The organism is Methanobrevibacter sp., from assembly GCF_045611865.1.
Lineage (GTDB): Archaea > Methanobacteriota > Methanobacteria > Methanobacteriales > Methanobacteriaceae > Methanocatella.
Map to the genome: position 1 here is coordinate 197,046 of NZ_JAZKXX010000060.1, position 14,954 is coordinate 211,999.

Consider the following 14,954-nt stretch of genomic DNA (forward strand, 5'->3'; position numbering starts at 1 on the left):
ATAGTAATATAAATTTATCTTTTGAAAATTTCGAAAAATGCTCTTAAGGTAATCAACACTGGATAAATTTCTAACCTTCCGGTCCACATATCAAACATACTTACTACTTTTAGTGCTGGATGCATTGTATGTGTTACAATTCCTAAGTCCAATCCGTTGTTTCCTTGAAGGGACATTGCTGTAAATAGGCTGTTAAATGGATCATATCCAAATAAACAGAATAATGCCCATGTAAACATGATAAACATCATGTATAATGTTATATAGTTTCCGGATTGGGATATTGCCTTTTCAGGTATCTTACGGCCGTTAAGTTTTATAGGGACAACCCTTCCTTCGGGAGATAAAATTTCTCTGACGTGGCGGTAAATTCCTTTAAAAAATGTTATCATCCTAACAAGTTTGATTGCACCTACAGTAGATCCGCTTGAACCTCCTGTCAACATTAAACACATTAAACATATTATAACAAATGGTTGCCAATTGGCCATTACTTGTATTGGTGCAACACTTGCTCCTGTTGTTGTAATCGCTGAAACTACAGTGAATAATAAGTCCATTGGAACGATGTTTGAAACAAAATAAAGCATTAGGGTGACAAATGCAATAACACAGATTATTACTTTAAATTGTAAATCTTCAATTAATGAGCGACCTCTTGTCCTAATAACCTTATAATGTACTAAGAAGCTTGTTGCTCCTAGAATCATTAGAATGATTGTAATAAAATAAATGATATTGTTCTGATAAAAACCAATATTTGCATTTTTTATGGACATTCCTCCGGTTGAAATGATTGTGAATGTGTTACAAACAGAATCAAAAAGGGGCATTCCTGCTAATAAATATAATAAAATTCCTGCAACTGTATAAATGGCATAAATTTCCATTGTTTTTTTAAGTGTTGCTTTAACACTTGGTTTGATACGTTCATCACGAGCTTCTGATTGGTAAAGTTTTGAGGATACGGTTCCAGGCTTTGTTAAAACACTTACAACCATAACAACAACTCCTAAACCACCAATCCATTGTTCAAGAGCTCTAAAAAATAAAATACTATGAGGCAGTATTTCTACATTTTCATACAGTGTTATTCCAGTACCAGTTAAGGCAGAAACGCTTTCAAAAACAGCATCGGTAAGTGGAATGTGTGTTGCAAGCATAAAAACAAGTCCTCCAATAAGGCCTGCCCAAAACCAGGCAAATGATGAAATCATCATTCCATGTTTTAATCGTATTTTTTTTCCACTGTCATCAAAATACTTTGTAAAAGCAAATCCGAGCAATATTGAAATGGCTCCTGGAATTAAAAAACTGAGGATATCAAATTCAAAATAAATCATATCCATTATTAACGGAATTAAACACATTACTCCTATTCCCATCATCAAATATCCGGAATTTCTTGCAACAATTATTAAATCCGTTTTAGTTATATACCTCATTATTGTAATACTTTGATTAAATGTCTATATAAATTTATAAGTAAGAAGATTAATTAAATAAATTATAAGGATAAATATGGATCGCAAAACATTATTTTTCTTAGGTATTAGTATTCTTATTTTGGCAGTAATGTTATGGTTTGTAGGAATCGATCAAGTTATTGGTGCTTTAAAAGTCGCTAATTTGGGTATTATAGCCTTAGCGATAGCGGCCCAAATTTTCACTTATTTTTTATACACTTTGCGTTGGCAAATACTTAATAAAATCACTGATATGGATGTAAGCATTAAGGAGTTACTTCCAATGGTATTGGTTGGTTTGGCAGTTAATAACATCACTCCTTCTGGACGTGGTGGGGGAGAGCCTGTAAGGGCATATATTTTAGCTAAACGAAAAGATTATCCTATGGAGGAGACATTTGCAACAGTCGTAGCAGATAGGGCTTTGGATACATTTCCATTTGTAGTCCTGGCTGCGGTCACCATAGCTGCAATGGCACTATATTTTGATTTTGAATTGTGGCTTTTAATTGTAATGGTTTTAGCTGTAATAGTGATTGTTGCAGTTCTAATAGCTCTTATTTACATGTGTATAAATCCTAATTTTGGTAAAAGAGTTGATGGTTGGATTATTGGTCTTGTTAGAAGATTTTATAAGAAAAATTCAGAAGAACTTGAAGAAAAAATTCATGGTGTCATCTTCGGATTCCAGGACACTATGAAGATTTTAATCTCAAATAAGAAAGGATTATACTATACAATCCCGTTATCATTCTTGATTTGGATATTCGAAATTATAAGGGTTTATTTAGTATTTTTAGCATTTGGAGCAAATGTCAACATTATTGTTATCGGTGAGGTCTTTATTGTAGCTTGTCTGGTAGGTATGATTCCTTTACTTCCAGGTGGTTTGGGTGCAATTGATGGAATCATGATTATATTTTATTCTGCTGCAGGAATTCCATCCTCAATCAGTGCGGCTGCAACAGTTATTGAAAGGTTAATTTCATTTTGGATGGCTACAATTATTGGTTTGATTATATTACCATACTATGGATCTTCTGTTTTAGATAAGATTTCATTTTCGTCTTCATCTGGTGAAATTGAAGAAGATAGTGATGATGACTCGACAGATTAAATAGAAAACTTTATTTTAATAATTAAATATATTTTTAAATGTCGTAGAAAATTAGTTTAATTCATATTTTTTTAAATTATTCTTTTTAATCTAATTTTCAAAGAACTTAATGGTGAAAAAATGGAAATTAACGGCGTAGAAATTAAAAATACTTATGCAGAAGGTTTCGGAATTAAAGTAAGTAGAATCTTAGTTACAGCTTTAACTCAAGAATTAGCAAAAATTGCAGCAACAGAAGCAACCGGTTATGCAACTTCTGTTATTGGATGTCCTGCAGAAGCAGGTATTGATTGTTTTGTACCTGCAGATAAAACTCCTGACGGAAGACCTGGTTATGTTATCATGATTTGTCATGCTAGTAAAAAAGCACTTGACCATGAATTAATGGAAAGAATAGGTATGTGTATTTTAACTGCTCCAACAGCAGCAGCATTTAACTGCCTTGAATCTGAAGATGTTTTAAAAACAGGATTCAAATTATCATACTTCGGTGATGGTTTCCAAGAAGAATTAGACATTGATGGAAGAACTGTATATTCAATCCCAATTATGTCTGGTGACTTTTTAGTTGAATCTGAATTTGGTTATAAAGATGGTGTAGCTGGAGGAAACTTCTTTATCTTAGCAAAAGATCAAATAACTGGTATAAAAGCAGCTCAACTTGCAGTTGAAGCTATTTCTAAAGTTGAAGGTGTTATTACTCCATTCCCTGGCGGTATGGTTGCATCAGGTTCTAAAGTAGGTTCTAACGAATATGCATTTTTACCTGCATCCACTAATGAAAAAATGTGTGTAACTTTAAAAGATAAAGTAGAATCAGACATTAGAGCGGATGCTGATGGTGTATTTGAAATTGTTATTGATGGTATTGATGAAGAAACCGTTAAAGCAGCTATGAGAGCTGGTATTGTAGCGGCTTGTTCCGTTGATGGCGTACTTGAAATTTCAGCAGGAAACTTCGACGGTAAATTAGGCGCTTACATCATGAACTTACATGATTTATTCTAGGGAGTTTAACTCTCTTCTTTTTTTTTATTTTTTCGGCTTTGTAGAAATTATTCTTTTAAAATGTACATATGCACAAGCTAAGTTTGATTTTTTAAAGTATTGCTGTTAATGTTAATTATTTTATATAAAAATATGATGAAAAATATTTTGAATAGAATGATTAAATAGTAACCTTTATTTTTATTCATAATCATAAATTTCATTATCACAAAAAACAATTTTTTGAAAAAAATTTTTGGTGAAAAAATGGAAATTAATGGTGTAAAAATACAAGATACCTTTGCTGAAGGTTTTGGAATTAAAGTATCTAGATTAATTATTACTGCAGCTACTAAACATTTAGCTAAAATTGCAGCTACTGAAGCTACTGGATTTGCTACTTCAGTTATCGGATGTCCTGCAGAAGCAGGTATTGACCAATATGTTCCTCCAACTGAATCTCCGGATGGAAGACCTGGTTATGCAATCATGATCTGCCACATGTCTAAAAAAGCTTTAGGCGGACAAATCATGGACAGAATCGGTCAATGTGTTTTAACTGCTCCTACCGCAGCAGCATTCAATGCTCTTGAATCTGAAGAAGCTTTCCCAACAGGAAAACAACTCAAATTCTTCGGTGACGGATACGAAACTGAAAAAGATGTAAACGGTAAAAAAATGCATGTAATCCCTATTATGTCTGGTGACTTCTTAGTGGAAGACGAGATGGGCTTTAAAGATGGAGTAGCTGGTGGAAACTTCTTCATCATGGGAGACAGTCAAATGGCTTCCATTGTCGCCGCTGAAGCTGCTGTTGATGCTATTCATGCTGTTCCGGGTGTAATTACTCCATTCTCTGGTGGTATGGTTGCTTCCGGTTCCAAAACTGGATCCAAATACTCTTTCATGAGTGCATCCACCAACGAAAAAGAATGTGTAACATTAAAAGATCAAGTCGACACCGAATTACCAGAAAACGTATTCGGAAACATGGAAATCGTTATTGACGGTGTGGATGAAGAATCCGTTAAAGCTGCTATGAAAGCAGGTATTGAAGCTGCTTGTCAAGTACCTGGTGTTGTCGAAATTGGTGCAGGTAACTACGGCGGAAGTTTAGGACCTTACCAAATTCACTTACAAGACTTGTTCTAGAGAGTTTTACTCTCTTAATTTATTTTTTTAAAATTATTTAAACCATATCTGGTGTTTTTATGTTTAAAAACAAATGTCTTATTCTTTTTGTTTCATTGTTTTTTATTTTAAGTTTAGGTATGGTTTATGCTTCAGATGATATTAGTCAAGAAATTGATGTCAATCTTGAAGAGGCACATATCATTGATTCTGCAGTTGATAATCCACATCAGGCTGTAAATACTCACATTGAAATTAATAATGTTAATTCCTATTATAAAGAGAAAAGTCAGTTAGTTTGTTATTTAAAAGATGATAATGGGGTTTCTATTCCTAATAAACAATTGAATATATCTTTAAACGGGAAAACCTATAGTAAAGTCACAGATTTAAACGGCCAGGTTAAGTTGGATTTAAATTTAAAGCCAAATAGCTATAATGTTGCAGTTGATTTTAGAGGGGATGATGATTTCAATGAATCCAATAGTAATTCACAAATTAAAATTAATAAGGCTCCTTTAGTTATTAAAACAAGTAATTTTAAAACTAATTGGCATTCTGATTTATTTTTCAAAGCAAAAGTATATAATAAAGTTACTAATAATCCCGCATCTGGAATTAATGTGCTATTTAAGGTATATTCTCTTAAAACTAAAAAATACACTAATTACTACAGGGCTACTGATAATAAAGGAATTGTCACGTTGAATAAAAACCTAAAAGTAGGTTCTTACATTATTTACACTTATATTAAAGATAAAAATCATGTTTATAGTAAAAATTCCAAATCCAAGGCATCAGTGACAGTCAAGCCTACTGAGGAAGTGGGATGCTGTTCTTATTATGTTCAAGTGAATGGAACTGATTCAATAAGTGGATATAGAAGGGATTCTACTTATTCTGTAACTATCTATTTTAAAAATGTAAAATGGTATGGTAGAACTGCTGTTAAACAATATAAAACAATAGGCCAGTATTCTTTTCACATGATTGTTACTTCTGATGGGTGGATGGTTGGAACTGGCGGTGCAGATAGTGCCAGTATCAATAAAGCTATTGAAAAGCTGTCTGGAGAAATGGTAAAGTCTGGTAAAATCCAAAATAATAAACTTAAGACAATTAAAAATTATATTTCTAGGTTAGGTATAGGGCATTTTGCCATTAAGGCACCTAATGGAAAATATGCTGCCGTTTGGCTTAATGGAATCAAAACAGGAAAATTAAAAGCTGGTGAATTTATTTCTGTTCCAAATTATAAATCATGTTTTAGAACAGGGAATTATGCTAGTTTTAATAAGAATCCTGAAAAGGCGGGTTTAAAAATAGCTGCAACGGATCCATATGGATTAAACAAAAGGGAAATTTCCTTGTATCATTGGAAGTCAACAACCAAAAATTTCAAAACAACATCTAGTGTTGTTGTTTATGCAGCTAATGACAATGGAAAGTATTCCGGTTTGCCAAGCAAGGCTCATTTAAAAGATGATATTTACTTTAAAGGTAAATTTATTTCTAAAAATACTTTGCCGTATACATTAAATATGAAATTATTGGGAACCCATAGCTTTGGAAATATTGATAAATTAATTAAAAAATCCACTATTATCAATGCACCTAATGTTACAAATGCATTCAACACTTCAGAATACTTTAAACTTTCAGTTAAGGATAAAAATACAAAAAAAGTTGTTAGTGGGGTTTGTATTAAAATTAAAATTACAACATCAAGTTTCACAAAATATTTCACTGTAAAAACTAATAGTAAGGGAATTGCTAAAATAAACACTAAAGAACTTGCAATTGGCAATTATGCAGTTACAATATCTCCTAATAATAATAAATATCTAATTTCAGCAAAGAGCACAATCATAATTAAATAATTGCAATTATTTTATATTTTCTCTTGTTAGTTTAGCTACTTCTTTTTTAGTTAAATTTATTCCAAGAACTTCCTCATGCTTTTTTAATTCATCAACCAGTTTAATAAAAGTGGCACGGTCAGGACCTGAGATGATATGGGAATGGGTATTGTTTACGAGTTTGTATAAATTTTCAATAGCCTCTTTTTGTTCATCATTTTCTTCGAGGTAGTCTCTAAAACGTTTTCCATCTTTAATGTCCATTGTATTAATTTTTCGTGTTAGTGGGGTTTCGATTCCTGGTAAGTGGTATTGTATGTTTTCTAATGTACATCCATGTTTGCTAATTATTTTAAATTCATCATAGAGTTCATCTAGTGAATGCCTTACGGTAATCTTTAGAATATGTGGTCTTGTTGATTCAAAATATAAATCTTTTCCTCCGATTAATTCCGGAGACACTATTTTATCTGCACCTGCTTTTCTAAGTCTTGAATGATTTTCTTCTTTACTGGCTCTTGATACAATCCATGCATCAGGATTGCTTTCACGTATTGATAAAACTATAAATAAATTGGTTACATCATCTCCAGTACTTATTATCACGCTTCTACATTTGTCTCCTGCCAATTTTGAAATTAAATCATCTTCGGTAGCATCTTTGTGTATCACAACCACTGAATTATTTTCTTCAATGTTTTCAGTCATGTCTTCATCTTTTTCAAATAATATCACATTTTGTTTTCTTTTGGTCAGCTCTTCAAAAACTACTTTTCCAACTCTCCCATAACCGCAAAGAATATAATAATCATCCATATTATCAATAGCTTTCATTTTCTTAACTCCTTTTGAATATTTGCTCATTTTGTCTTGGAAATTTGTTAGAATTATATTGAATACATAAGCAAGTAATGCAACACCTGCAAGTGCTAGGGTAGTTGCAAAAATCTTTTGAATCCCCGTTTTGGGAAGATAATCTCCATAACCCACTGTTGCCATAGTAATGACTGAGTAATAAATAGAATCAATTAAATTTAAACCCATTATAAAATGTGAACCTACTATTCCGTAAACGAATAATGCAATAATTAGGAGTATTCCTGAGGTCACAAATTTTGTTGGGATTGTTAAAATTTTTATGGTTATTTTTCTCATGAGTTTTTTCCTTTTAGTAAGATAATTATATTTATATTAGATAGTCATATTTTAATTTAAAGGTGATTTTTTGGACCCTATTGATATGATGGTTACAGATTATAATTGCGAATATTTGGGATTATCAAGATTATGTTTAATGGAATCAGCAGGCAAAGCCCTAGCAGAAGAAGTAGGTAAAATTGCTGTTTATACGTTCTCAAAACCAGTTAAAGTAGTAATTTTCACAGGTTCTGGTGGAAATGGTGGTGATGGTTTTGTTGCAGCACGTTACCTATTAAACAGGGGGTATGATGTTGATGTTTATATGTTAAAGGAAAATATTCATTCTAGTCAGGCAAAAACCAATTTGGAGATTTTACAGAATATGAAACCAAGATTGTCTCGTTTGAATATCTTCAATTTAAGGACTTTGGAAGACATTAATGCTTGTGAAATAGCTAATTGCAATTCAAATGAATATGTGATTGTTGATGGACTTTTAGGCACAGGAATTAAAGGAAAATTACAAGCAAATATTAGAAGGGCTATTGAAGTTATTAATGATGCTGAGGGTGTTAAAATTAGTGTGGATGTTCCGTCTGGAATGGATCCTCTAACAGGTGATGTGGTGGATTTGGCTGTAATTCCAGATTATACGATTAGTTTTCATAAAATCAAAACTGGCGTGAGAGATGCTGATGAGGAAGTTGTCGGAGGACTTGTCACTGCAGACATCGGAATTCCAATTGAAGCAGAATACTTTGTTAATTATGGGGACTTTTTGAGATTGAAAAATAGAAATCCATCTTCACATAAGGGGAATAATGGAAAATTGTTGGTTATTGGTGGAAATAAAGATTATTCTGGTGCTCCAGCCATTGCAGGAATGGCTGCAATGGGGGCGGGAGCCGATTTGGTTTATGTGTTTGCACCTCAAAAAGCTGCTGAAGCAATAAAAGCAACATCTCCTGATTTGATTGTTAAATCTTTAGAGGGAGATAAATTATCTTTATCACATGTTGATGAGATATTGAATCTTTCTGAAGAGGTTGATGCGGTATTAATTGGTCCTGGAGCAGGAATTGATGATGAAACCTCAAAATTATTCAATGTTTTAGTTGCAAAAATTAAAAAACCAATTGTTCTTGATGCTGACGCTCTAAAACAAGTAGAATTATCATTAATTAAAAATCGTGAGGATATAATATTAACTCCACATATTTCTGAGTTTAAATCACTTTTTAAAGTCAAAGATGATTTAAAACTTGACATTGATTCATATGACTTTAAAAAGGTTGATGAAAAGATTACCAAATTTCAACAAATTACTCGCCAGATTAAAGCAAGTATCATTGTTAAAGGCCAATATGATTTAATTTTATCAGGCAGTAAATTTAGAATCAATAAATCGGGTAATGCTGGGATGACTGTTGGGGGAACTGGTGATGCACTTGCGGGTATTGCAACAAGTTTGCTCACACAAGGTCTCAATTCTTTTGACTCTGCATGTTTAGCTATTTTTATCAATGGTCTTGCGGGCGAAGAAGCCTTTAAAGTAAAAGGAAATGGATTTTCAGCAACAGATTTGGTTTCATACATTGCAAATGTGATTAAAGATGGTTTATGTTAAAGGAATATTTAAAAACAGACCAAATAGATTCATTGCAGAAGTTGAAGTTGATGGAAAATTGGAAATAGCTCATGTTCCAAATACTGGCAGATGTAAGGAGCTGTTAGTTGAAGATGCAGTTGTTTGGCTTGAACCATCTGATAATCCAAATAGAAAAACCAAATTCTCACTTCACTTTGTTGAAAACAAAGGTGTTTTAGTGTCTTTATTTTCTCAACAAGCCAATTCAATAGTTTTTGATGCTATTAAAGAAGGTAAAATAAAAGAACTTTATGGCTATGATTATTTTAAACGAGAAAAAACAGTTGGAAACTCAAGAATTGACATATATCTCGCTAAAAAAGAAGATGATTGTTGTGGAATGAGTTTTTTAGAGGATTCTTGTTTTATAGAGGTTAAAGGTGTTACTTTAATTGTTAACGGTGAAGCCAGATTTCCAGATGCTCCAACTGAGAGAGGTGCAAAACATCTAAAAGAACTTATTGAACTTAAAAAACAAGGAAATAGGTGTGTTGTATTTTTCTTGATTCAACATCCGGCAGGCAAATTCTTTAGGCCTAACTGGGAAAATGATCCTAATTTTTCTAAAACATTAAATGAAGCGTATAAAGCTGGTGTTGAGATAATTGTCTATAGGTGTGATAATCAGTTGGAAGGTATTGAGTTAATCCCCGAATCCCTAGATTTTGATTTGGGAGAGGGTCTCACCGATAGCGTCATTGATGACTAAACTCGCAATATCATCATAAGGCGTTTCACTTTTGTTAATTAAAACTAAATTATCTCCTTTAAAGTAATTTATTAATCCTGCAGCAGGATAAACAACAAGTGAAGTTCCGCCAATTATTAAAGTATCAGCATTTTGAATATAATCAATTGAAAAGCTTAAAATAGCATTGTTCAATGGTTCTTCATACAGTACAACATCAGGTTTAACGATTCCACCACATTTGCATTTTGGAATCCCATCACTTTCTAAGATATGATTTAACCCATATTCTTTTCCACAAATCTGACAATAGTTTCTGTGAATACTTCCGTGAAGTTCCATTACCTCCTTGCTTCCGGCTTTTTGATGAAGTCCGTCAATATTTTGTGTAATCACTGCTTTTAATTTTCCTGCTTTTTCTAGCTTAGCTAGTGTAATATGTGCAGGATTAGGTTTGGCATCCTTAAAAATGAGATTTTCTTTATAATAGTTAAAAAATTCTTCAGTATGGTCTAAGTAGTAACTGTGGGAAACGAGAGTTTCTGGTGTTGCACCATATTTTTCTAAACTCTTAAAAATTCCGCTTTCAGACCTAAAATCTGGAATTCCACTTTCTGTTGAAACGCCAGCTCCTCCAAAAAAGACGATATTGTCTGAAGTGTTAATAATTTCCTGTAATTGGTTAATTTTGGACATAAAAAAATAAGTGGGATAGCTTAAAAGCTATCTGTTTAATTTTTGGAAATTTGCTGCTTGAAGACCATGGTATTTAATCATACCTTCAACTTCACTTTGTTCGGTTTCTTTGTCTTCAAAAGTAATTTGTTCAATGCTGTGTAAGCTGAATGGAGATTTTCTAATGATTGGTTGGATTGAACCTTTATAGAGTTTCATTACAACTTCTCCACTAACTCTTTCTTGCATTTTATCAATTGCTTGGTCAATGTCTTCTCTTAATGGTTCTTGCCATAAAGCTCTGTATACTAAATCAGCATAGAGTGTTGACATGTATTCAGCAAATCTTAACTCATCAGTTGTTAAAACTAATTCTTCTAAAGCTTGGTGAGCTGCGATTAATAATTTTGCACCCGGGGTTTCATAGATTTCCCTACTTTTAAGACCAATCATTCTGTTTTCGATAGTATCTACTCTACCAATAGCATTGTTTCCAGCAATTTCATTTGCTTTTTCAATTAATTGAACCAAAGTCATCATTTCACCATTGATGGCTACTGGAATACCTTCTTCGAATTCAATAGATACTTTTTCTGGTTCATCGTTTGCATCTTCCCATGATTTGGTCCATTCGTAAATATCTTCTGGAGGTTCATTTGCAGGGTCTTCTAAGACATCTCCTTCAATTGCTCTTCCCCAAAGGTTTTCATCAATACTGTAAATTTTATCATAGCTTAATTCAATGCCTTTAGATTCAGCATATGCTTTTTCTTCGGTTCTTGTTAGATTCATTTCTCTGATTGGTGCAATGATATCTAAATCTGACATTGCAAGAATTACTGCTTCGAATCTGAATTGGTCGTTTCCTTTTCCAGTACAACCATGTGCAATAGCTGTTGCTCCTTCTTTTTCAGCCACTTCAATGATTTTTTGTGCAATTAAAGGTCTTGCAAGTGCAGTACTTAATGGGTATCCTTCATATTCTGCATTTGCTTTGATTCCGCGTGCGATGTATTCGTTTGCAAATTCTTCTTTAGCATCTATATTGTAGTGTTTTAATCCTCCAATTTTGGATGCCATTGTTTTTGCTTTTTCCATTTCTTCTTCGCCTTGTCCTACATCTACACAGCAGGTAACTACTTCTACATCATATTTTTCTTCTAATAATTTAACGCATACGGAGGTATCAAGCCCTCCACTGAATGCTAAAACTACTTTATCAGCCATAATTAATCACCGTAAATAATTTTAAATAAGAATAAGATTTCATTAAATATTATATTTTTAATAGTATTTATAATTTAAAAAAATAGTTGGCAGAAGAAAAACTCTTAATTGGGGGTTATAATTGAGGTTGAAGATTTATTCGGGGTTTTAAAATGAAAATCCCTAATTAAGAGTTTGGAGGAAAAAAGTATTATGGTCACTTTTAACCTTGTTTATAATGTTGTTTTTCATACTATATAAAAGTTTAGGTATGCCTAAATTTTAATCAGCAAGTTTTCATTTTCAACAAATTCAATAAGTCTGGAATATGTTGGATTGCTTATTAATGTGTCTTTATGGCCAATGATGATTAATTTTCTTTTAGCTCTTGTGATTGCAACGTTTAATCTTCTTAAGTCTTTTAAAAATCCAATATTTTCATTATCATTGCTTCTCACAGTGGATATGATTATTATTTCTTTTTCCCTTCCCTGAAATCCGTCAACGGTTTTTACTTCAACAGGGGTTCGATCCTGAATAATTTTAACTTGGTCAGCATAAGGGCTGATTATTCCAATATCTTCCTCACTGACTCCAGCACTCATATAACTTTTAGCCAAATCCACGGCAATGTCAGCTTCAACATTGTTTATGATGGATTTTGAATTTTTCAGATGTGATTCTCCATAATCATCAATATTTGATGTATCAATGAATAGCAGGGCTTCTTCTTCATAGTTGGAGTTTAATATGTCATTAATTGTAATGTCGTCTACACTTGAATCGCTTTTCAGGCTGCCATCATAAAATTCCTTATTTGGAAATTCCATAAGTAAACGATTCATACGATATTGGACATTCAGTAACTGTGATTTAAATGGGTACATCTTGATTAATTCTTCAAATAATGTTTTTTCAAGGGCTCCTGCTTTTTCGCTAATTATTGTTGGTGGAAGCTGTTTGTGGTCGCCTGCAAGAATAAATCTATGGGCTTTGGCAATTGGGATTAAAACACTTGGAATTGTTGCCTGTGAAGCTTCATCAATTATTGCAACATCAAATTTCACTCTTGCAATTGCTTCAAGAGCAGAGGATGAATTTGTAGCCAAAATCACATCACTTTCCTCAACAATGTTTTTAATCATTCTGTTTTCTATTCTTTTAATTTCATCGTGATATTCATCTATTTCCTGGTTGATTTCAATCCATTTGGCCATTGATTTCATTTTATCCGGACTTATTCCACGTCCGCCTTTTCCTTTTGAAGCATTGTGCAGTATATCATAGTCTCCATACCCTCTCCTATATTGCGGGGTTGGTTTTGTGTGAACACTTCTTTTTTCGATTAGATTATCCATTTTTCTGTGAATTTTTCTAATTTTCTTATTCAAATCGTGCTGTTCAACCTTATAGGCCAGTGTTTGTGTAATATTGTGCTTTGATACTCTTTGTGGATGTCCAAGACGTGTAAGATTTAATTTTTTATTTTCCATCAGCCTTTCTAAAATATTATCAACTGCGGCATTGCTTTCGGCTGTAGCCAGTACCTTGTGATTTTGTCTTGTTTCCTGTGAGATTAACTCAACTAGGGTTCTTGTTTTTCCTGTTCCAAAAGGACCGTGTATCAAATAGAAGTTTTCACAGGAAAGAGCATTTTCAATAGCTGATCTTTGAGAGCTGTTAAGGGATTCGTCAATATAGTTAATGTATGGGGGTTGTCTGTTCTTTTTCGGATTTCTTTCATTTAAAATATATTCAAGGGCGTTTTTACCCTTCAGGCTCAAATGCTTTAAATTATCTTCCATTCTTCTAAAAGTTATATCGTTTGCATATAAGTCAAGGCGAACCTTCTTTTTTAATGCCCATCTTGGAACTCTTTTATCAAATGCGACTTTAATAAATCTGGCTCCCTTTTCCGTAACGGTACCTGTCAAATCGCTTTTTAAGGGATTATCTGTACTTACTAAAACCATGTCTCCAACTGAAATTTCAGTTTCGATTTTTTCAGATCTTCCAAATTGGACAATCTGCAGGCCTAATTCTTTTCCTAAATATTTGCCTTTAACTTTATTAATTGCTCTTCCAAGTTCTTCTCTTTTTTTACCTGACATGGAACTTATTTCACGTGTCATCAAATCTATTTCGGCATCTCGTTCATAATTGATGAGCCTAATTAAGTTTTTAATATATTTTTTCAATTTAATCCCTAATTTTAAATAAGAGCGTTTATGTATAATTAATTATGGTTTTTGAAAAAATTGAGCAATTTGCCAATCTTGAAATGGATTATATTTCAGATTTTTCAGGAGGATTTATTTCAAAGAATAGTAACCTTCTTGAAAAATTGGAATTAAACAATTTAACTCAATTTATTTTAGAAAAATCAGTTCATGGAACTCCTATTTTTAAATTAGGAAATAAGGGAACTAAAATATTAATTTTATCAGGCATTCATGGTAATGAATTGCCTCCTCAGATTGCTAATGTTTATTTGATAAACGAATTAATAGGTAAAGATTTAAACCACACATTATTTTTCATACCATTTGCATCCCCTAAATCCACAATGAATAATGAAAGAACATTTCATTCAATGGATTTAAATCGCTCTGCACACATAAAAGATTCTTTAAGTAATTTGATTATTCAAAAAATAGATAAATTAGGAATAAATTTTGTTGGTGACTTCCATTCAACTGCGGTTAATTCAAATCCTGGTTTTGAAGCTATTTTTTCATCAAAATCTCCAAGTTCTGAAAGTTTTTTAATTGCCAATTATATTTCGGAAGATGTTGGCTCTGAAATAATTTCTTTTGATTTTGCAGGTTCATCTTACAAGGGGGCTGTTGAAGATGTTTGCAATCTAAAAGAAATTCCAGCTATTACTGGGGAAGTTGTATCTCCATTTGCTAATGTTGCAACTGGGAGTGTTGAAAGGTCATTTAGCCAAATGAAAAGTTTTTTATCATATTTTGGATTATGATTACTTAACAAATGCTCTCGGATTACTTATTTTTAATATTATTTAAATATCTTT

General features: G+C 32.5%; 12 protein-coding genes. 7 read left to right on the forward strand and 5 right to left on the reverse strand.

Annotated elements, in window-relative coordinates:
* Positions 1-14: 14 nt before the first annotated feature.
* Entirely contained in the window at positions 15-1,445 is a 1,431-nt protein-coding gene (locus ACKI32_RS06635; RefSeq protein WP_407414726.1) for a TrkH family potassium uptake protein, read from the reverse strand.
* 76 nt (positions 1,446-1,521) lie between these two features.
* Here ACKI32_RS06635 and ACKI32_RS06640 point away from each other — a divergent pair, with 76 nt between their 5' ends.
* The 4 genes from ACKI32_RS06640 to ACKI32_RS06655 all read left to right on the forward strand — a co-directional run bounded on the left by ACKI32_RS06640 (position 1,522) and on the right by ACKI32_RS06655 (position 6,581).
* Positions 1,522-2,583: a UPF0104 family protein gene (locus ACKI32_RS06640; protein WP_407414728.1), complete on the forward strand. Its 1,062-nt coding sequence runs from the start codon at positions 1,522-1,524 to the stop codon at positions 2,581-2,583.
* A 120-nt stretch (positions 2,584-2,703) separates the two neighbouring features.
* Positions 2,704-3,591 carry a formylmethanofuran--tetrahydromethanopterin N-formyltransferase gene (gene fhcD, locus ACKI32_RS06645; RefSeq protein WP_407414730.1) on the forward strand — a complete coding sequence of 296 codons (888 nt, stop codon included), beginning with the start codon at positions 2,704-2,706 and terminating at the stop codon, positions 3,589-3,591.
* A gap of 246 nt (positions 3,592-3,837) precedes the next feature.
* Positions 3,838-4,722 carry a formylmethanofuran--tetrahydromethanopterin N-formyltransferase gene (gene fhcD, locus ACKI32_RS06650; protein WP_407414732.1) on the forward strand — a complete coding sequence of 295 codons (885 nt, stop codon included), beginning with the start codon at positions 3,838-3,840 and terminating at the stop codon, positions 4,720-4,722.
* Between the two features lie 59 nt (positions 4,723-4,781).
* Positions 4,782-6,581 (forward strand): hypothetical protein, encoded by a 1,800-nt coding sequence (locus ACKI32_RS06655; RefSeq protein ID WP_407414734.1) that lies wholly within the window; start codon positions 4,782-4,784, stop codon positions 6,579-6,581.
* A 6-nt stretch (positions 6,582-6,587) separates the two neighbouring features.
* Here ACKI32_RS06655 and ACKI32_RS06660 read toward each other — a convergent pair whose 3' ends face one another.
* Positions 6,588-7,715: an NAD-binding protein gene (locus tag ACKI32_RS06660; protein ID WP_407414736.1), complete on the reverse strand. Its 1,128-nt coding sequence runs from the start codon at positions 7,713-7,715 to the stop codon at positions 6,588-6,590.
* A gap of 70 nt (positions 7,716-7,785) precedes the next feature.
* Between ACKI32_RS06660 and ACKI32_RS06665 the strand changes: the two genes are divergently transcribed.
* Together ACKI32_RS06665 and sfsA are read left to right on the forward strand one after the other, a co-directional pair.
* Positions 7,786-9,327 carry an NAD(P)H-hydrate dehydratase gene (locus tag ACKI32_RS06665; RefSeq protein WP_407414738.1) on the forward strand — a complete coding sequence of 514 codons (1,542 nt, stop codon included), beginning with the start codon at positions 7,786-7,788 and terminating at the stop codon, positions 9,325-9,327.
* A complete protein-coding gene (sfsA, locus tag ACKI32_RS06670; RefSeq protein ID WP_407414740.1) occupies positions 9,314-10,057 on the forward strand; it encodes a DNA/RNA nuclease SfsA in 744 nt (247 codons plus the stop codon). Before ACKI32_RS06665 ends, sfsA begins: the two co-directional genes overlap by 14 nt.
* Here the strand turns inward: sfsA and ACKI32_RS06675 are convergent.
* The 3 genes from ACKI32_RS06675 to ACKI32_RS06685 form a co-directional block, all read right to left on the reverse strand.
* A complete protein-coding gene (locus ACKI32_RS06675; protein WP_407414742.1) occupies positions 10,007-10,732 on the reverse strand; it encodes an NAD-dependent protein deacylase in 726 nt (241 codons plus the stop codon). The two genes, sfsA and ACKI32_RS06675, sit on opposite strands and share 51 nt — an antisense overlap.
* A gap of 27 nt (positions 10,733-10,759) precedes the next feature.
* Complete coding sequence (locus tag ACKI32_RS06680) at positions 10,760-11,938, reverse strand: argininosuccinate synthase (RefSeq protein ID WP_407414745.1); 1,179 nt, start codon at positions 11,936-11,938, stop codon at positions 10,760-10,762.
* Positions 11,939-12,192: 254 nt separating this feature from the next.
* Complete coding sequence (locus tag ACKI32_RS06685) at positions 12,193-14,115, reverse strand: IGHMBP2 family helicase (protein WP_407414747.1); 1,923 nt, start codon at positions 14,113-14,115, stop codon at positions 12,193-12,195.
* Positions 14,116-14,159: 44 nt separating this feature from the next.
* Here ACKI32_RS06685 and ACKI32_RS06690 point away from each other — a divergent pair, with 44 nt between their 5' ends.
* Entirely contained in the window at positions 14,160-14,900 is a 741-nt protein-coding gene (locus ACKI32_RS06690) for a succinylglutamate desuccinylase/aspartoacylase family protein (protein WP_407414749.1), read from the forward strand.
* Positions 14,901-14,954: the final 54 nt, after the last annotated feature.